This is a genomic window from Streptomyces sp. CB03238 (assembly GCF_002099185.1).
Lineage (GTDB): Bacteria > Actinomycetota > Actinomycetes > Streptomycetales > Streptomycetaceae > Streptomyces.
The window spans coordinates 13,254-31,567 of the sequence record NZ_NBCN01000022.1 but is presented as its reverse complement, the minus strand read 5'-3'; the positions used below and the strand labels follow the sequence as shown (position 1 = coordinate 31,567).

18 protein-coding genes are annotated in these 18,314 nt (G+C 72.0%); 6 read left to right on the top strand and 12 right to left on the bottom strand.

Going from position 1 to position 18,314, the window contains the following annotated elements:
* Window positions 1–286: 286 nt before the first annotated feature.
* On the bottom strand, window positions 287–730 hold the full coding sequence (locus BKD26_RS30760) for a hypothetical protein (protein WP_241518928.1): 444 nt from the start codon (window positions 728–730) through the stop codon (window positions 287–289).
* Window positions 724–1,170, bottom strand: a complete 447-nt coding sequence (locus BKD26_RS30755; RefSeq protein ID WP_084905063.1) for an ATP-binding protein — start codon at window positions 1,168–1,170, stop codon at window positions 724–726. Before BKD26_RS30755 ends, BKD26_RS30760 begins: the two co-directional genes overlap by 7 nt.
* A 214-nt stretch (window positions 1,171–1,384) precedes the next feature.
* On the opposite strand from BKD26_RS30755, the gene BKD26_RS30750 reads away from it, so the two are divergent.
* From BKD26_RS30750 to BKD26_RS30740, 3 genes are read left to right on the top strand one after another with little or no spacing between them, the layout of a single operon-like run.
* Window positions 1,385–2,248, top strand: coding sequence for a helix-turn-helix transcriptional regulator (locus BKD26_RS30750; protein ID WP_084905061.1), 864 nt, complete (start codon window positions 1,385–1,387; stop codon window positions 2,246–2,248).
* Window positions 2,249–2,494, top strand: coding sequence for a DUF397 domain-containing protein (locus BKD26_RS30745; RefSeq protein WP_084905059.1), 246 nt, complete (start codon window positions 2,249–2,251; stop codon window positions 2,492–2,494).
* Window positions 2,495–2,548: 54 nt separating this feature from the next.
* Complete coding sequence (locus BKD26_RS30740) at window positions 2,549–3,346, top strand: SAM-dependent methyltransferase (protein WP_084905057.1); 798 nt, start codon at window positions 2,549–2,551, stop codon at window positions 3,344–3,346.
* Between the two features lie 3 nt (window positions 3,347–3,349).
* Here the strand turns inward: BKD26_RS30740 and BKD26_RS30735 are convergent, their stop codons facing one another.
* From BKD26_RS30735 to tgmA, 6 genes are all read right to left on the bottom strand, one after another.
* Window positions 3,350–5,239, bottom strand: coding sequence for a M64 family metallopeptidase (locus BKD26_RS30735; protein WP_084905055.1), 1,890 nt, complete (start codon window positions 5,237–5,239; stop codon window positions 3,350–3,352).
* A gap of 66 nt (window positions 5,240–5,305) precedes the next feature.
* The gene (locus BKD26_RS30730; RefSeq protein WP_084905054.1) at window positions 5,306–6,628 is read right to left on the bottom strand and encodes a 6-phospho-beta-glucosidase; all 1,323 of its coding nucleotides are present in this window, start codon (window positions 6,626–6,628) and stop codon (window positions 5,306–5,308) included.
* Between the two features lie 19 nt (window positions 6,629–6,647).
* Window positions 6,648–8,429 (bottom strand): FAD-dependent oxidoreductase, encoded by a 1,782-nt coding sequence (locus BKD26_RS30725; protein WP_084905052.1) that lies wholly within the window; start codon window positions 8,427–8,429, stop codon window positions 6,648–6,650.
* A 135-nt stretch (window positions 8,430–8,564) separates the two neighbouring features.
* Window positions 8,565–9,071 (bottom strand): EF-hand domain-containing protein, encoded by a 507-nt coding sequence (locus tag BKD26_RS30720; RefSeq protein ID WP_084905050.1) that lies wholly within the window; start codon window positions 9,069–9,071, stop codon window positions 8,565–8,567.
* Window positions 9,072–9,118: 47 nt separating this feature from the next.
* Complete coding sequence (gene tgmB / locus BKD26_RS30715) at window positions 9,119–10,063, bottom strand: ATP-grasp ribosomal peptide maturase (protein WP_084905048.1); 945 nt, start codon at window positions 10,061–10,063, stop codon at window positions 9,119–9,121.
* A 23-nt stretch (window positions 10,064–10,086) separates the two neighbouring features.
* Complete coding sequence (gene tgmA, locus BKD26_RS30710) at window positions 10,087–10,281, bottom strand: putative ATP-grasp-modified RiPP (RefSeq protein ID WP_073760100.1); 195 nt, start codon at window positions 10,279–10,281, stop codon at window positions 10,087–10,089.
* A 129-nt stretch (window positions 10,282–10,410) separates the two neighbouring features.
* Here tgmA and BKD26_RS30705 point away from each other — a divergent pair, with 129 nt between their 5' ends.
* Window positions 10,411–10,890, top strand: a complete 480-nt coding sequence (locus BKD26_RS30705; RefSeq protein WP_084905047.1) for a YchJ family protein — start codon at window positions 10,411–10,413, stop codon at window positions 10,888–10,890.
* Window positions 10,891–11,057: 167 nt separating this feature from the next.
* Here the strand turns inward: BKD26_RS30705 and BKD26_RS30700 are convergent, their stop codons facing one another.
* The 4 genes from BKD26_RS30700 to BKD26_RS30685 all read right to left on the bottom strand — a co-directional run bounded on the left by BKD26_RS30700 (window position 11,058) and on the right by BKD26_RS30685 (window position 15,300).
* Window positions 11,058–13,097 (bottom strand): MDR family MFS transporter, encoded by a 2,040-nt coding sequence (locus BKD26_RS30700; protein WP_084905045.1) that lies wholly within the window; start codon window positions 13,095–13,097, stop codon window positions 11,058–11,060.
* Between the two features lie 66 nt (window positions 13,098–13,163).
* On the bottom strand, window positions 13,164–13,598 hold the full coding sequence (locus tag BKD26_RS30695) for a GNAT family N-acetyltransferase (protein WP_084905043.1): 435 nt from the start codon (window positions 13,596–13,598) through the stop codon (window positions 13,164–13,166).
* Between the two features lie 52 nt (window positions 13,599–13,650).
* Entirely contained in the window at window positions 13,651–13,914 is a 264-nt protein-coding gene (locus BKD26_RS30690) for a hypothetical protein (protein WP_084905041.1), read from the bottom strand.
* Between the two features lie 147 nt (window positions 13,915–14,061).
* A complete protein-coding gene (locus BKD26_RS30685; RefSeq protein WP_084905039.1) occupies window positions 14,062–15,300 on the bottom strand; it encodes a PucR family transcriptional regulator in 1,239 nt (412 codons plus the stop codon).
* Between the two features lie 590 nt (window positions 15,301–15,890).
* On the opposite strand from BKD26_RS30685, the gene BKD26_RS30680 reads away from it, so the two are divergent.
* Window positions 15,891–16,484, top strand: coding sequence for a hypothetical protein (locus BKD26_RS30680; RefSeq protein WP_084905037.1), 594 nt, complete (start codon window positions 15,891–15,893; stop codon window positions 16,482–16,484).
* Between the two features lie 101 nt (window positions 16,485–16,585).
* Window positions 16,586–18,127, top strand: coding sequence for a DUF6801 domain-containing protein (locus BKD26_RS30675; protein ID WP_143662732.1), 1,542 nt, complete (start codon window positions 16,586–16,588; stop codon window positions 18,125–18,127).
* Window positions 18,128–18,314: the final 187 nt, after the last annotated feature.

Below are 18,314 nucleotides of genomic sequence, written 5' to 3'. Positions count from 1 at the left end.
CCTTCCCCGGGTGGGTGCCCCGCCGACCGCGAGGAGGTGAGCCCGGAGGGGCCACGCCCCCACCCCACCCGCTCGGCGCAGACCCGCGGCCGGGCACCGCCCGGCGTGGGTGGTCGCGCCCCCGGCATGCCGAAACCCCCGAAGCCCCCGAGGCCCCGAGAAACCCCCCGCTCCTCGGGCCGGCCGTACGAAACAACGCCGCGTACCCGCGGCCCGCGCGGTCCCGCCCCCCTGTCGGGGCCGCGCGAGCCGGCCGCCGTGGCCGGGGCCACGGCGGGTCAGGTGGTCAGAGGCGGGTGCAGGCGCCCGGAACCGTCCAGGCGGGGGCCACGCCGGTGAGCTGGCAGATCATGAGGTACAGCGGGATCGGCGGGGTGTACGGCGACGTCGTGCCCGGCCGGTGGATCAGCCGGGGGCGCCGGTCCGGGACGTACGCGTCCGCCGCGTAACAGGACGGCAGCGGCCAGCGCAGGTCGGCGTCCGAGCCGGCCGGGACGATCCACCACCACCAGTCCGAGTCGGCGAACACGCACCCGTTGCCGGGCAGCCGCGACAGCAGCCGGAACCCGTACCGCGCCGGCACCCCCACCGCGTCGCAGCCCAGCGTGGCCGGCAGCGTCGACGGCAACGCCAGCCGCACCTCACCGTCCGGCTCACCGCTCCGGGCAGGGGCAGGGCCCGGCCCCCGCCCGCCACGCGCCGACAGCAGCGTGGCCATCGTCTTCAGCACGCCAACTCCGCCCAGACGACACGCCCCGCCCCGTGCCGCGCGTCATGCGCGCCCCACGCGCTGCTGACGGCGTCCACGAGCAGCAGCCCCCGGCCGCCCTCCTCCGGCGAGACGCGCCGCAGCCGCGGCGCGGCGGCCGGGCACCCCTCGTCCTGGACCGAGACGCGCAACCGCTCACCGCAGTCCCGCAGTTCGCAGATCACGCGGCAGCTCGCCGTGTGCACCACGGCGTTGGTGACGAGCTCGGAGACGACCAGCGTCACCGCCTCGCACACCGTGCCGTCCACCTCCCACAGCACCAGCCGTGCCTCGACGAGGTGTCTGGCTCTGGCGACCGACTCCGCGCGCGCGGGAAGTTCGAACGAGAAACGGCGGACGTCGGCGGAGATCGGAGGTCGTGGCGCTACGAGTCGGGGGGTGAGCGCATTACCAGGAGCCACGACCGATTCCTAACGTGGGGGCGCGGCGCCGTACGTCGCCTCTCCCGTGGCGGAGCGCGGCAGCCGCGTGAACTGGTTCACCAACTGGTTCACCGGAATACTTTCCTCCCGACTCGGACACTTGGCAAGTGGCACTCTGAAAATTGCAGAGTGCGGTGTTCTCTCTGACCGTCGCATGGCACACTCATCGAAACAGCGCGTGGGGAGGTCTCAAGTGAGCGAGCCGCGGTCCGCCCCCACCGTGGGACAGGTCGTACTCGGCAAGCGTCTGCAGGATCTGCGAGAGCGGGCGGGCCTGAAGCGGGAAGAGGCCGCCAAGGTGCTCCGCGTGGCCCCGGCCACGATCCGCAGGATGGAGACCGCGGAAGTCGCGCTGAAGATTCCCTACGTACAGCTGCTGCTCCAGGCGTACGGGGTCCCCGCCGACGAGGCCGACAGCTTCGTCCGGCTGGCCGAGGACGCCAACAAGCCCGGCTGGTGGCAGCGCTTCCACGACGTCCTGCCGGGCTGGTTCAGCATGTACGTCAGCCTGGAGGGCGCCGCGAGCGTCATCCGGGCCTACGAACCGCAGTTCGTCCCCGGTCTCCTCCAGACCGAGGAGTACGCCAGGGCCATCCTGCGCGGCGGCGCCGTCGGCCAGGTCGAGCACGACGACATCGAACGCCATGTGGCGCTACGGATGGAACGGCAGTCCCTGCTCACCCGCCCCGACGCGCCGAAATTCTGGGTGATCATGGACGAGACGGTGCTGCGCCGCCCCGTGGGCGGTGGCCCCGCCATCATGCGGGCGCAGATCGGCCGGCTGCTGGAGGCGGCCGAGCTGCCGAACGTCACCCTGCAGATCGCCGAGTTCGCCACCGGCCACCACCCCGGCACCTACGGGCCGTTCGTCCTCTTCCGTTTCGCCATGCCCGAACTCCCGGACATGGTCTACAGCGAGTACCTGACCGGCGCGGTCTACCTCGACGCGCGCCCCGAGGTGGCCTCGCACCTCGAGGTCATGGACCGCATGGCGGCACAGGCCGCCACCGCACAACGTACGAAGGAAATCCTCAAGGATTTCCGCAAGGAGCTGTGAATGGATAGCGCAGAGCACATATACAACGGCATGCCCGCCGCCGAGCTCGGGGCCGAGGGGTGGCACAAGCCGTGGAGCGGCGGCAACGGCGGCAACTGCATCGAGGCGATGAAGCTGGCCGACGGCCGGGTCGCGGTGCGCCAGTCCGCCGACCCCGACGGCCCCGCGCTGATCTACACCCACGGCGAGATCGCCGCGTTCATCCAGGGAGCCAAGTCGGGCAAGGCCGACTTCCTCCTCACCTGAGACGACTGAGTCCACTGAGTCCACGTCCGTCCGTATCGCCAGGGGGAGCGTCACATGACCGGGAACGAAGCCATCGACACCAGCAAGCCGCACCCGGCCCGCATGTACGACTGGTTCCTGGGCGGAAAGGACAACTACCCCGTCGACGAGGAGATGGCCAGGCAGCTCCTCACCCTCGACTCCCGCGGGCGCGACATGGCCCGGGTCAACCGCGCCTTCATGCACCGGGCCACCCGCCGGCTGGCCGGCGACGGCATCCGCCAGTACCTGGACATCGGCAGCGGCATCCCCACCGAGCCCAACCTCCACCAGGTCGCCCAGGAGGTCGCCCCGGAGTGCCGGGTCGTGTACTGCGACAACGACCCCATCGTCCTCGCGCACGCCGAGGCGCTGCTGCGCTCCACCCCCGAGGGCGCCACCGCGTACATCCAGGCGGACGCGCGCGAGCCGGAGGGCATCCTCGAACGGGCGGGGAAGGTCCTGGACTTCACACAGCCCGTCGCTCTCTCCCTCCTCGCCCTGCTGCACTTCGTCGACGACGAGGACGGCGCGTACGAACTGCTCAGCCGGCTCGTCGAGCGGCTGCCCTCCGGCAGCTACCTCGTCCTGTCGCACGTCACCGGTGACTTCGACCCGGAGGGCGCGGACAAGGCACGCGCCATGTACCGGGCGCGCGGCCTCACGCTGCGGCCGCGCACCCGGGAGGAGTTCACCCGCTTCTTCGACGGCCTGGACCTCGTCGAGCCGGGAGTCTCGCTCACGGCGGACTGGCATCCGGAGCTCGGCGAGGTCGTCCCGGTCGCCGGCGACGACCCGATCCCCGGGTACGCGGGCGTGGCGCGCAAGCCGTGACGCCTACACCGGGCGTACCAGCGTGACGAGGAACCTCTTCGCCGGGCCGGTGTTCCCTGCCGAGTCGACCGTCCGGTACTCCACGGTGTGCGTGCCGTACTCGGGCGTCGCGTCGTCCCACGGCACCACGCGCGGGGTGCCCAGCTTCCCGTACACCAGGCCGTCGATCTCCGTGCCGCCCGGGGTGAACCGGAACGGCGCGTCCGCGTCCGTCGGCCAGCCGTAGTACGTGTACCAGCCGTCGCCGTCCACCCGGAACTGGCTCACCACGTGACCCTCCTGGTCGTCCCGGGCGGTCAGCCGCATGGTGAACGGGCCGTCGTACACGTACTCCACCGGCCGCCCCGGCCGGTGCACCGTGCGCAGCGGCTTCGACAGCTCGTACGCGGCCGAGGCGGCCGTCCCGTCGACCGTCCAGCGCAGCTCGCGTGCCGTGCCCGCGATCCGGGCGGTCAGCGTGTACGTCCCGGGCGGGAGCCGCAGCGCCGACAGGTCCAGGTCACGGTCGTTGCCCGGGTTCGCCACGAGCCGGCCGTCCAGCCGCCACTGGACGGCGAGCGTCCGGTCGGCCGGGTGCGTGGTGTCGGCGTACACGACCGACCGGGCCCCCACGGGCGCGTCGGTGGCGGTGTGCCCGGTGAACCCGGGCGCGACGGCGACCGGCTGCGTGACCACCGCCGTATCGACCGTCCAGCTCACCGTACGGGTCAGCGCTGCCGACCCGCGCACCGCCGGGTCCCGCACGAACGGCGTCGGATCGGTCACCGTCGCCGTCAGCGTGTGCCGGCCGGGCGGGACGTCGAGGCGCCGCAGGTCGACCGTGCGCGCCCCGGCCGCCGACCGTACGGGCCGCCCGTCCAGCCGCCACACCACGTCCAGTTCGCCGCCCAGCGGATGCAGGGTGTCCACCCACACCGTCCGGTCGGCGCCGATCGGCGCGGTGGTGGGCGTGTGCCCCTGCACCAGGTTCACCTTGGACGAGATCGCCTGGACCATTACCTCGCGGCCCACCTGGTCGAACGCGTACCCGAGCGTCTTCATGATCGAGTGCCGGCTGGGCCGCCACACCCCCTTGGTGCTGTAGAGCCCGCCCTCGTACCGTCCGATGACGCCACCGGACTCGCTCTCCTCGCCCAGCCAGCGCCACCACTTGGCGCGCTGGTCCTTCATCTGCTGCTCGGTGAGCACCGTGTGGTGCGCGGACGACGGCTCACCGCCCTCGTAGGTCCCGCCGGGCACCCCGCGCCCGTAGTAGTCGTACTCGTCCTGGAGCTTGCCCAGCGAGTGGCCGATCTCGTGCGGGGTGATGAGGGAGGACAGCGCGTTTCCGCCGGACGCGGTGGCGTAGGTGCCGCCCGCGCCGCCGTAGGTGTCGCTGTTGGCGAGGGCGACGATCTGCCGGTTGGCGCTCGTCGAGCCGGGTACGAGGTCGGCGAGCGCGGTCGCCGCGCCGCTGTCCACGGTCAGCAGCCGCTGCACGCTGTTCGCGTCGCAGCCGCCCCAGAACCCCATCCCGAGGGGTGTGTCGCGGCGCGGCGCGTCCAGTCCCGGGTCGCAGTCGACGCCCGACTCGGCGGACGGCACCTCCACCGCCCAGACGTTGATGTACGAGCGGTAGGAGGCGAACGGCTCGATGCTCCACAGCACATTGAGGTGCTTGTCGACGTCCGCCCGGAACTCCGGGAGCTGTTCGGCGGTGTAGCCGTCCCCCAGCAGGACCAGGTTGAACCGCTTGTCCGCGGGGCCGGTGGTCTGTACGGGGACGACGGTGGCGGTCTCGGTGACCGGCGGGCGGTCCTCGGCGGTGGCCGGGCCGGCGCCCACCAGCGCGGTGGTGAGAAGGGAGGCCGCGCCGATCAGCGCGGCGGCTCGTCCAGAGTGTCGGGCAACCATGGGGCCGGAGCGTACGGTGCGCCCAACGCGCGGTGAAGGCACGCGTGTTGGCCACGGTCGCCACCGTTACGCCAGATAGCCCAGCCCCGGGTGCTCGCGCACATACGCGTCCAGGAGCCGCCGCGCCACCGACACCGAGTCGACCAGCGGATGCAGCGCGAACGCCTTCACGGCCGCCGCCCGTGACCCGCTCCCGGCCGCCGCCAGCACCTCTCGCTCGACCGCCTTGACCGCCGTCACCAGACCCACCGCGTGGTACGGGAGCGGCGCCACCGACACCGGATGGGCGCCGTTCGCGTCGACGAAGCAGGGCACCTCGATGACCGCGTCCGCGTCCAGCACCGACAGGGTGGTGCGGTTGCGGACGTTCAGGATCAGTGTGGTGCGCTCGTCTCGGGCGATGGCCCGCATCAGCGCCAGGGCGACCTTCTCGTAGCCGCCCGGCTCCAGGTCCTCCTCGGCGCGGTCCCCGACGCCGGCCGCCTCCCGGTTGGCCGCCATGTAGGTGGCCTCGCGCTCGGCGAGGGTGGCGTACCAGCTGTCCAGCGAGGGCGAGCCGTAGAACGCGGTCTGCTGGTCCCGCAGATACGCCCCCCGCGTCCGCCCGGCCTCCCGGTACGCCCGTACCGCCTCGCGGTTGAAGTAGTAGTAGTGCAGGTACTCGTTGGGGATCGCGCCCAGCGACCGCAGCCATTCCGGGCCGAACAGCTTGCCCTCCTCGAAGGAGCCCAGCGCCGCCGGGTCCGCCAGCAGCCTGGGCAGCTCGTCCCGCCCGGCCACCCGCACGCCGCGCAGCCAGCCGAGGTGGTTCAGGCCCACGTAGTCGAACCACGCCTCGTCCGGATCCGCGCCCAGCAGCCGCGCCACCCGCCGCCCCAGGCCCACGGGCGAGTCGCAGATGCCGATCACCCGGTCGCCCAGGACCCGCGACATGGCCTCCGTCACGAGCCCGGCCGGGTTGGTGAAGTTGATGACCCAGGCGTCCGGCGCGACCTCCGCGACCCGGCGGGCGATCGCGGTCGCGACCGGCACCGTACGCAGCCCGTACGCGATGCCGCCCGCGCCCACCGTCTCCTGCCCCAGCACCCCCTCGGCCAGCGCCACCCGCTCGTCCGCCGCCCGCCCGGCCAGGCCCCCGACGCGGATCGCCGAGAACACGAAGTCCGCGCCCCGCAGCGCCTCGCCGAGATCCGTGGTCGCCGTCACCTCGGGCGCGTCCGGTACGCCCTCGGCCTGCTCGGCCAGCACCCCGCCGATCGCCCCGAGCCGGCCCGCGTCCACGTCATGCAGGGTGACGTGCGTGACCCGCCCTTCCGCGTGGTCGCCCAGCAGCGCCCGGTACACCAGCGGCACCCGGAACCCGCCACCGCCCAGAATCGTCAGCTTCATGCCCGTAACGCTACTCGGATCACCCCAGGTCGAGCGCGTTGCGCAGTCCCAGCCGGTAGCGGGTGCGGTCGTGCCGCTTCAGGCCCTCGATCTCCGGGGCGCGGAACAGGGGCTTGACCATGCAGCGAGGGGCCGTCGAACCCGTGCGGTCCAGCAGGGCGTTGACGGCCTGGCGGGCGGCGGCGTTGGCGCCCTCCATGGTCGCCAGGTCGATGTCGACCGACACGTAGTCGCCCGCCAGGAAGAAGTTGGGGACCGCCGTGGCGGCCGAGGGGCGGAGGTGGAAGGTGCCGACCGGGTGGATCAGCAGCTCGTCCTCGTTGGTCGGGTTCGGCGTGCCGAGGCCGTCCACGCCCGGGTCCAGGAACCACGAGTGCAGGGCGCCGTCCTCGAGCACCGTACGGCCGGTGTCGTTGAGGGCGGCCTTGAGCTGGGCCCACACCTCGCGCGCCACCTGCTCGCGCGTGCACTGCTTCGCGGTCTTCCCGTACAGAATCCCCGGCTTGTCCCACTCCGAGATGTCCACGGACAGGCAGTCCACGGCCACCCCGTCGCCGTAGTCGGCCGGGAAGTCCCGGTGCGGCCAGTGCTCGGCCTGGGCGATCGCCGTCAACGACCAGGGTGAGTCGATGCAGTTGACATGGCCGTGGACCATGGGCGGGCGTTCGGTCAGATAGAACTGGATGCCCGTCATCCAGTCCGTACGGAGCTTGTCGCACCGTGCGAGCTGCGGGTCCGCCGCGCGCAGCGCCGCGCCCCAGGTGCGGCGGGCGTGCTCGACCGGCAGCGCGCAGACGTAGTGGTCGGCGGTGACGGTGGTGCGTACGCCGCCGGGGTCCTCGACCAGCGCGCCGGTGACCTTCCCGTCGCCGTACAGCACCTCGCGCAGCGTCCAGCCGATCCGGAACTCGACGCCGAGGGAGCGGAGGTGGGCCTCCCAGGGGTCGAGCCACGCCTCGTTGGTGGGCGCGTTGAGGATCCGGTCCGGCGGGCCGTCCGCGCCACGGCCGAGCGCGTTGAAGACGAACGCCTCGCCGAGCGTACCGACCGTGCGGGTGCTGGCCTCCTCGGCCTTGGTGGCCACGATGTTGCGGGTGACGCCGATCGCCAGTATCCGCTGGTACGTCTCCGACATCTGCGCCGCCCGGGTGAACTCCCACCAGGGCGTGCGCTCCCACACCTCGTCGCGCCGCTCGTCGCAGCTGGTCAGGAAGACGAGCGCGCGGTTGACGAAGTACGCGGCCTCGTGGAGGGGCAGGCCGGTGGCCGTCTCGACGAGCGCGGTCAGGGCGCGGCGGATCTCGTCGAGCGTGAGCGGGGCGGGTGTGTGGCCCGGCCAGGGGATGGGCATCCGCAGGTCCTCGCGGCCCGTGCGGGCGAACATCATCTCGCGGGGCGCGACCAGGTTGTCGAAGACCCCGTGGGCGTTGCCGGGGAAGGGGATGCGCCGCATCGTGTCGGGGAGGTTGTGGTAGATGCCCGGGATGAACCGGAACCCGTGCTCGGCGGGCAGGGCTCTGCGCCCGCCCTTCGCGCTGCCGGGCACGTCGAAGCTGCGGGCCTTGCCGCCGAGCGCGCGCCGCTCGTAGACGGTGACGTCGAACCCGCGCTCGGCGAGCTCGTGCGCGGCCGTGAGCCCGGCGACCCCACCGCCGAGCACCGCGACGGTGGGGCGGGCCGCCGGGGCGGCTTGGGCCGCCGCGGCGGTCTGCGCCAGGGGCAGCGCGCCCACCCCGACCGCTCCGGTGACGGCGGTGGCGCCCGCCATGAAGGTGCGTCGCGTCGTACCCGTACGGTGCATGCCCCACCCATTCCTTACCCGCGGTAACGGTCACGTCGGTCGCAGGAGCATAGGGCTGCCCCGCGCGGCCCGGAACCAACCGTGCGTCCCCCGCCGCACATTGGCCGGAATGCGCCCCGAAGGGCAGGCCCTCGGTCAGCTCGTGTAGAAGCGCTTCACGGCTTTGAGGAACTCCTTGGCGTCGAGCCGCCCGTTCCCGTCCTTGTCGAGCCGCGCGAAGAACTCCCCGGCGTCGTCGCCGGTCATGCCCAGGAAGCCGGCCGCCCGCAGGAACTCGTCCCGGTCGATCGTTCCGTCGTCGTCGGCGTCGAGCACCTCGAACAGCGTCCTGGACACATCGCCCTTGCCCTGGCGTTCCGGGGAGCGGAAGGCGGGGGAGGTGCGGGCCGCCACGTACTCCTCGGCGGACAGGACCCCGTCCCCGTCGTCGTCCGCGATCGAGAGCAGGAAGTCGAACTGTTCGTCGTTGGCTTCCAGCAGCGCGCGGCCCTTGTCCGCGTCCTCCGGGATGCCCAGCTCGGTCAGCAGCCTGCGCGGGGCCCGCATGAAGTCGTCCCGGTCGACGGATCCGTCGGCGTCCGCGTCCATGCGCTGGAACTCCTGGACGGCCGAGAGCCTGGCCTTGTCGGTGATGTCGGTCATATGAGGGAGCCTGCCAGCCGCGGGGCCGCCGACCGGCGAGCCGTCGGTCAGGTTCGCCCTGACGAGTGATCGGGACCGGCCAGCCAGGAGGCGACCGCCCCGGTGATCGGCTGGCCCGTCTCCAGCTCCACGAAGCCGAACTGCCCGCCCTGGTTGCACTCCAGGAACCACCACAGGCCGTCGGCGTCCTCGGCGAAGTCGAACGCGGCGTACGCGAGGCCGGCCAGGTCCGTGAACTCATGGACCGACCGGGCGATCCGGTCGGGCACCCCGGTCGGCTCCCAGCGCTGCCCGGTGTCGCCGTAGCGCCCGTCGACCTGCCCGTCCGCACTGACCTTGCGGGCGGCGAACAACCGCCCGCCGACGTACGTCAGCCGGACGTCGGCGCGCTTGGGCACGTAGCTCTGGAGCAGCGTGGGACCGGCCGCGACCCCGGCGAAGTCCGTGCCGGGTGCCAGCAGCGTGGTGGGCAGCGCGACCGGCGGGTCGGTCCGCGGCGGCCCCGACAGGGACTTGACCACGACCTTCCCGTACCGCGCCGCGAACTCCTCCGCCACGCGCGGGAAGGTCGTGATGAGGGTGGGTGGCACGGCGAAGCCGCTGTGGTGCGCGACGCGCAACTGCCAGGGCTTGTACCGGGCCTGTCCCGCCTGCCGGGGGTGGTTCATCCAGCGCGCCGTGGTGGAGTACAGCATGCCGTACAGCGCCTGCCCGGTCTCGGCGCTCAGCCACTCCGAGGCGTCGGGCGCGTGCGCCGCGGGCTCGCCGGGTCTTCGCACCCATATGGAGCGCAGGGCCCGGGAGCCGACCATGCGCCCCCGCGTCGACAGGTAGCAGTGGAAGTCCCCGTGGACGTACTCGGCCGACAGGTCGGCCCCACCGGGCACATCGGCCGGATCCAGCCGCACGAGCGGCACTCCCCGCTCGTGCAGCTCGGCCACCACCAGGTCGGCCGTGACGTCCTGAGGGCTCGTCAGGATCAGTACGGTCATCAGTCGCGCCGCCCGCCGGCCGCTCAGTCGTCGAAGTGCGTCTGGGAGCCGGCGGTGGACGTGGTCGTGCCGGCGGCCAGGAGCACCGCGCGGTCGCTGATCGCCGGACGCCCGTCGGGCAGGACGTTCAGCTGGAGCGCCGGGTCGTACGTGTAGAGAGCGGTGACGTCCTCCGAAGCCTTCTGCGGACGCGCGTAGCTGCACGCGAACGGCTGCATGATCCCTCCATTACTCATTCAACTTCGGTACATGTGACGGTACGCGGCCAATGTGTAGGGATCTCACTACTCTCCGCTGCATTCCGGACACCGGGCGGCCCGCCCGCCCCCGACCGGCAGAATGGACGCATGTCCCGACGCACCTCCGCCCGCCGCGCCACCCCCCGTCCGACCTCCCACAACGCCCGGTCCGGCGCCCGTCCGCAGCCCGCGCCCGAGGTCCGTGCCGACACCCCGTGCCCGTGCGGGCTGCCCGCCGCCTACGCGGCCTGTTGTGGCCGGTTTCACACCGGTGAGGCGCTCGCCCCGACCGCCGAAGCACTGATGCGGTCCCGCTACTGCGCCTTCGCCGTCCGCGACGAGCCGTACCTGCTGCGCACCTGGGCGCCGGCCACCCGCCCCCGGAGCGTCGACTTCGACCCCGCCATGCGCTGGACCGGCCTGGAGATCCTCGACACCACCGACGGCACCCTGTTCCACACCACCGGCACGGTCACCTTCGCGGCCCGCTACACCCACCAGGGCGAGCCGGGCGCGCTGCGCGAGCGCAGCCGGTTCGAGAAGACCGACGGCGCCTGGGTGTACGTGGACGGGACCTTCACCGACTGAAACGCTAGGGCGTGTCTTTTGGATCAGGCCGGATTCAGCGAGCGGGGTCTGGCGCGTGCAGATGCAAGGCGGAGGAGGGAGCCACTGCGGAGCATTGGCGACCGACGACAACGCCGCAGATGTGCGTGCCAGGGCACGCGAGCCCGGCGAGATCCGAAAGACACGCCCTAGGGGCGAGCCGCCGCCAGGTCCTCCGCCAGCAGCCGCTTCGCGATCGCGTCGACCGCCGCCCGCAGCTCCGGGCCGCTGGGGCGGCCGCTCTCCCGCTCGATCTGCCCGGCCAGCCAATCCCCCCACGCCTCGCTGATCACCCGCGCCTCCCGCGCCCCCGCCTCGGAGTGCGAGAACAGGTGCCCGTCCCGCGTCAGGTACCCCTCCTCCACCATCCGGTCGAACACCGGCACCAGCACCTCCGGTGGCACCCGCCGGCGCGCCGCGATCAGGCCCAGGCTCGCGTGCCCCACCAGCCGGGTCAGCAGCTCCACCTGCATCACCGCCCACGCGCCCGCCACGTCCAGCCGGGTGTCGGACGCCTCGATCACCTTCCGTACCGTGGTGACGTCCATCCGGCGCAGCAGCCTGCCCACCGACAGCTCCAGCAGCTTCGCCGAGTCCGCGGTCGCGACCGGCGACGAGAAGCCCTCGCCCATGTCGGGCGCCGTCGCCCGCGCCGTGTCGCGCAGCCTCACCTGCTTGAGGAACAGCGCCACCACGAACCCGACGGCCGCCACCGGCACCGTCCACAGGAACACGGTGTGCAGGGTGTCCGCGTACGCCTCGACGACCGGCACGGCCTGGTCCGCCGGCAGCGCGTGCACCCCGGCCGGGCTCTGCGCCGCCCGCGCCAGCACCGCCGGGTCGGGCGCCCCGGTGACGGCGGCCGCCTCGCGCACGCCCTGCTCCAGGTTGGGCCGCAGCGCGTTGGCGTAGATCGTCCCGAAGACCGCCGTGCCGAAGGACATGCCGAGGGTGCGGAAGAAGGTCACGCCCGAGGTGGCCGTGCCGAGGTCGGCGTACTCCACCGTGTTCTGCACGGCGATGGTCAGCACCTGCATGCACAGGCCGATCCCGATGCCGAGGACGAACATGTACAGGGACTCCAGCCAGCTGCTCGTGTCCCGTCCCATCAGGGAGAGCAGGTAGAGCCCGACGCCCATCACCAGCGACCCGGCGACGGGGAAGAGCCGGTACCGGCCGGTCTTGCTGACGACGTTGCCGCTGAAGACCGACGCGATCAGCAGTCCGATGACCATGGGCAGGGTGCGGACGCCGGAGACGGTCGCCGAGTCGCCGTCGACGTACTGGAGGTACGACGGCAGGAAGATCATCGCGCCGAGCATGGCGAAGCCCACGATGAAACTGAGCACCGAGCACACCGTGAACACCGGATTGCCGAACAGCCGCATCGGCAGCATCGGCTCGGCCGCACGCGTCTCGGCCACGCAGAACAGCGCGAGCGCGACGAGCCCGCCCGCGAACAGCCCGATGATGACCGGCGAGCTCCACGCGTACTCGTTGCCGCCCCAGCTCGTCGCCAGGATCAGCGCGCTCGCGCCGACCGCGACCAGCGCGATGCCCGGGTAGTCGATGACGGGCCGGGCCGCCGACCTGACGGCCGGGATGGTGCGGGCCGCGGCGAAGACCACGAGGACGGCGATGGGGACGTTGACGTAGAACGCCCAGCGCCAGGACGCGTGATCGGTGAACAGCCCGCCCAGCAGCGGCCCGATCACCGTAGACACACCGAAGACCGCCCCGATCGCCCCCTGGTACTTGCCGCGCTCACGCAACGGGATGACGTCCGCGATCAACGCCATGGCCGTCACCATCAGCCCGCCCGCGCCGATGCCCTGCACGCCCCGCCACAGGATAAGCAGCGGCATGTTGGCCGCCAGCCCGCACAGGAACGATCCGGTGATGAAGACGACCGCCGAGATCTGGAAGACGACCTTGCGGCCGAAGAGGTCACCGAACTTGCCGACCAGCACGGTGGCGACCGTCTCCGCCAGCAGATACGCCGTGACGACCCACGACATGTGCGCGGCGCCACCCAGATCCGCCACGATCGTCGGCAGCGCCGTCCCGACGATCGTCTGGTCCAGCGCGGCCAGCAGCACACCCAGCATGATCGTCACGAAGACGATGGTGCGCTGCCGGGCGTCGAGCACCGGCGGAGCCGCCGGCACCGCTTGCGTGGTCGTCGTCACGCCTGCAGCCTCACACCGGCGGACCGCACCCGCATGCGGGCACGGTCCGGACCGGTGACCGGCGCGTCAGAGTTCGATCTGGTAGCGGATGAAGCCGCGGTTCTCGGCCACCTTGTCGTAGAGGCGCCGCGCCGTCGCGTTGGACTCGTGGGTGTTCCAGTACACGCGCACGCAGCCCTGTTCGCGCGCCCAGTCCGTCACGGCGGCGATCAGCTCCCGGGCGACGCCCCGGCCGCGGACGTCGGGCGCGGTGAACAGGTCCTGGAGGTAGCACACGTCCGGGCCGGAGGTGTTGGCGTGCACGAAGAAGTGCGTGATGCCGACGAGCCGGCCGTCCAGCCGCGCCACCAGCGCGTGCATCCGGGTGTCCGCCTGGAACGCGCGCCAGGACCGCTCGTACATCTCGGGCGGCTCCACCCTCTCGTAGAAGTCGATGTACGCGCGGAAGAGTGCCTCCCAGGCGTCCCGGTCGGACGGCGTCGGCCTGCCAATGCTGATCATGGCGCTACGATCGCACGCCCCTCCGAGGGGCCGCCCGCCCGGGCCCTGGCGGTCAGCACCAGGCCGCTCGGCCCGGCCGCAGCAGCAGGCCCGGGTTGTACGCGCCGAGCACCTTGTTCGCCCTGGCCAGCGCCGCCAGCGCGTGCTCGCGGTCGGCCTGGTCCTCCGCGCACAGCGGTGCGCGGAACCGGTACACCTCGCGCGCCGCGCACTCGGCGTCGACCTCCGCCTGAAGGATGCCGATCGGCATGCACGACCCGATGAGGGCGGCGACCCGGTCGGGGATCGGGACGGGGACGAGGGGCGACGCGGTCACGTGGAGTCCTTCACTGCTTGAGCCTGCTTGTGGCAGCCGTCTGTTTGCCGTTCTCCCTCCATGGGTACAGCATCAGGTTCGCGTTTTCCCCAAGGGTTTGTATCTGTGCTGCAACCGTTTGCCCAAGAAGGCCGTCGACGGGACGGTTCAGCCACCGGTCCGCCGGCCGCCCGTCCTCGCGGCACGCAGGTGCAGCGCCCGCAGCACCGCCTCGGTCGCGAACCTGGACCGCGGGTCGGTGAGCCGGCCGCCGAAGCGGGCGTCCAGGTTGCGCATCCGGTAGCGCACGGTCTGGGGGTGGACGCCGAGCAGGGCGCCCATCTGCGCTGCCGTGCCACGGGTGTCCAGCCAGGTGCGCAAGGTCTCGACGAGCCGGTCGCGGCGGGTGGGGGTGAGCCCGGCGAGCGGGGCGAGTTCGCGTTCGGCGAGCTGGTCGACGAGGGCGGGATCGGCCAGCAGCCACAGGGTGATCAGATGGTCGGAGCAGAAGGCGAGCGGGGCGTCCTCGATGACGCCCGTGTCGATCAGCTCCAGCACGCGCCGGGCCCAGCGCAGCGAGTCGGCGGCGGAAGCGGTGGGGACGGTGAGGCCGACGGCGGCGCGGGTCGCGGGGAGCGCCGCTTCCAGCACCCGTCTTCGTGCCTCGTCGAACGGGCCGGGGAGGAGGAGGTGCGGCTGAGGGTCGTTCAGGTCGACGAGGGCATCGGCCAGGACATCGTTGTCGGGTCCGGACCGGGAGAGCCGGGCGGGGGAGCGGAGGGCGACCGGCGTGACCCGGTCGGGCAGCGGCCAGCCGGTCTGCTCGGCAAGCTCCGTGATGGCGGTGCGCGGCACGGGCGGCCCGGCGAGGACCAGGTGCAGCAGCCGCCTGCGTAACGCCTCGGTCTGTTCGACGGACTCCGCCCGTACTTGCAGATAGCCCTCGCGGGACAGCGCCTCCAGCTCGTCGATGTACGCGAACAGCGCGTCGGCGAAGCTCAGCATCAGGCTGGGGGAGAGGTTGTAGCGCCGGCCGACCTTCTTGGCGCGCCGCAGCGCCACCCGGGCGCCCAGGCGGTAGGCCCCCTGCAGGTTCTCCAGGCTGCGCCCCTCGTACGCCTCGAACCGGCCGAACCTCCGGCACATCTCGTCGCGCAGGGTGGTGGGCGCGGCGGGTGAGGCGACCTGGTCGACGAAGGCGGAGATGTGCTGTTCGAGGCCGAGTCGGATCGCCTGGCCGTAGGGGCCCTTCAGGAGGCGGGCGTACTCGGGGTAGGCACGGGTGACCTCGATGCCTATCTCCTGGATCAGGCTGGGCAGTTCGGGCCGGATGATGGCGGCGAACTCCTGGGGGAGCGGCCCCAGTGGCTCGCCCGCGTCCGACGGCTGGGTGGTGGACCGGGGCATGGCGGGTGGCCCCTCCTTCTCCGGGCGAACCGGTGGGGGAGGTGGTGGTGCGGGGGCGCGTGGGGGGAAGCGCTCCCACGGCGGACGGGGTTGAGCACTTCGTGGGTGCTGAACATAGACCAGGAGTCGCTGGGCGCGCATCAGTTCCGACCATGGCCGAAGGGGCGGGACCCGGATCTGGCCGAAGCGCGACCGTCGTCGTCGCCCGAGGGTGGCCGACGCGGGTGCGCGGGGGCGGGAGTGCTCACTTCCGGACAAGAAACCCCGGCGATCTGTTGCCCCGGCGACAAGAAAATACCCATCGGTAAGAGTGTCGGGGAAAACTTACGGGCGAGTATTGCGCGGCCGGTTACTCACTCGTAGCGTCAAACGCGCAACGTGCTCGACCTGGTGGCCGTCCGAATTTGGCCCCGCGTTCCGTGAAGTGAGCCGCTACCGCTTTTCCGCCGACGCGTACGAGCCGCATACGTGCCGGTGGGGAGCGGTCATCAGGTACGCCCCATCCCCGCAGGAGGGAACAGCCCGTGCGACGCATTACCAGAAGCAGAATTTCCGCCATTTCCGCCGCCGCATTACTGGCCGCCGCAGGAATGACCGCGACGAACGCCTCGGCCGCCCCCCAGGCCCAATGGACCGTCGCCAATCCCGCCGCCAACGACGCCTTCAGCGCCACGAACGTCTCGGGCGTCAACGCCGTCCTCACCAATGTGACCACCGGCGCCACCATCACCTGTTCCGTGTACGCCGCGACCGGCACGGCCGTGGACGGGGTGTACGCCAGTGGCACCGGACTGGCCACCATCAGCAGCGCCACGTTCGGCACGTCCGCGACCAAGTGCAACGGACCGCTGGGATCGAAGTGGGTCTCGTCGTCCGTCCAGGCCATGAAGCTCAACGGCGTCACGTACAGCGCCGGCGTCACCAAGGGCACGCTCACCGGCGTCAAGGTGTCCCTCACCGGCACCAGCCTGCTGGGCACCTGCAACGCGACGATCGAAGGGGCGGCGAACACCGGCAGCTACACCAACGCCACCGGTGTCCTGGAGATCGTGCCCGACGCGACCCCCGCGCTCACCGTCACCAGCGCGACAGGCCAGTGCGCCAACCTGATCAAGACCGGTGACAAGGCGAAGTTCGGCGCCAAGTACAAGGTGACGCCGGTCATCACCGTCACCAGCCCGTAGGCGTTTCGCGGGCGGACCCGTACGGGTCGTGCGGTCGGCGAGCGCGAGCACCGGCCGCACGGCCACGTCGGGGCACGCCCACGGCGAGAGGGGGTTGACCGATGGGCAGCAGCGTGAGCGGTGAACGCGGGCGCGGGCTCCGGCGGACATGGGCACGCACCGCGTCGGTGGGGGCCGTGGTCCTAGTGGCGGGGCTCGTCCCGGGTACGGGCGTCGCGGTGGACGAGGCGGTGGACGGGGGCGCGCGGGCCGCCGAGGCGGAGTTCGACCACCGGTGCGCACTGCCGGGCGGGGAACACCGCGCGGAGGTACGGGTCTCGGCCACGTTCCCCCGGCAGGCCGCGGCCGGCCGGCCGGTGCGGCCCACGGACGTGCGGGTCGCGGTACGCCTGCCGGCGGAGGCCGTGGCCGAACTCGCCGCCCTGGGAGCGGCGACCACGAGCGGAGCCGTACGCCTGAACGGGCGGGTGGCGCAGGGCGACGACACCGCCGAGCTGCCCTGGACACGGCTGACCGCCCCGGACACCGCCCTCCCCACCACCGGGCCGTACACGGTCGAAGGCACCGGCGCCGTACCGGCGGTGACCGCCTCCTCCGGGGGTGTACTGACCTTCTCGACCGGGCCCGTGACCCTGGACCTCCTCCTCCGCAAGGCCGACAGCACCCCCACCACGCCGCCGGGGCTCTCCGTCACCTGCGTGCCCGAGGCGGACCAGGACATGACCATCGCCGAGGTCACCGTCGTGTCCGGGCCGGGGCCGGGCGCAGGCGAGCGGCCACCGGCCGTGGAGGCGCCCGCCACGCCACCCACCGGCCCGGACGACGCCGGCCGTCCCGGAGACCCGCCGGGAGGCCCGGCGAAGACTCCGCCGGACGGAGCGGGCCGGCAGGACCCCGGCCGCCGCGCCGGTCCGGCCGACGAGTGCGTGGAGAACCCGCCCGTACCGCAGGAACCCGTACCGAGCCACGGCTACCTCGCCGGTTACGCCAATGTCCTGAAACTGGGATCCGCCATGTTCATCAAGGACCCCGGCCTGATGAAGGTGAACATGGCCAAGGCCACCCAGCTCTACCAGTGTCCCCGCGACGACGGGCTCATGTTCACCATGTACAGCGACGCCACGTTCGACCACAAAGGGAAACCACAATTGCCGCCCGCCCGGTCGACATTCCTCACCTTCGGGTTCATGCCGACGACGGCCACCGCGGAATTCACCCTGGAGGCGCCGATGGAGATCGCCACCGGAAGCTACTTCTCACCCGACGGCCAGTTCTCCGAGGTGACGAAGGCGACCGCGAAGCTGTGGATCCGGCTGTACGACGTGAAGGTGAACGGAACGCCGCTCGATGTCGGCCCGGCGTGCCGCACAGCCCGTCCGATGGAGCTGGCCCTGACGGGCCGCGGCTCCTACGACGCCGAGGGCAGGCCCCACGGCTACACGGTGGTCACCGGCGGCCCGCTCACCGGCACCGCCACCATCCCGGAGTTCAGCGGCTGCGGCGCCACCGAGGACCTGGACCGGCTGTTCACCGCGTCCCTGTCCGGCGGCGGCAACCACACGAAGATGACCCAGGGCGTGCTGTGCTCCCCGGGCCAGCCCGAGTACTGCCCCGACCCGCCCCGGCCGAAGCCCCAGCGGTGAACCGGACGGGCGACGCCGGTGCGCACCGAACGACAAGGAAACCGGGCCGGATTGTCATGCGGTGACAAACCATTCCGGCCGCTCCGAAGACGTCGTGCGCGGCGCTTGTCCAAGACCTCCGAGTGACCGTAACGTGCGGCCCCCGGCGCACTTTTGTCACTTCCTCAGCAAGAGCAGCACCTGGGAG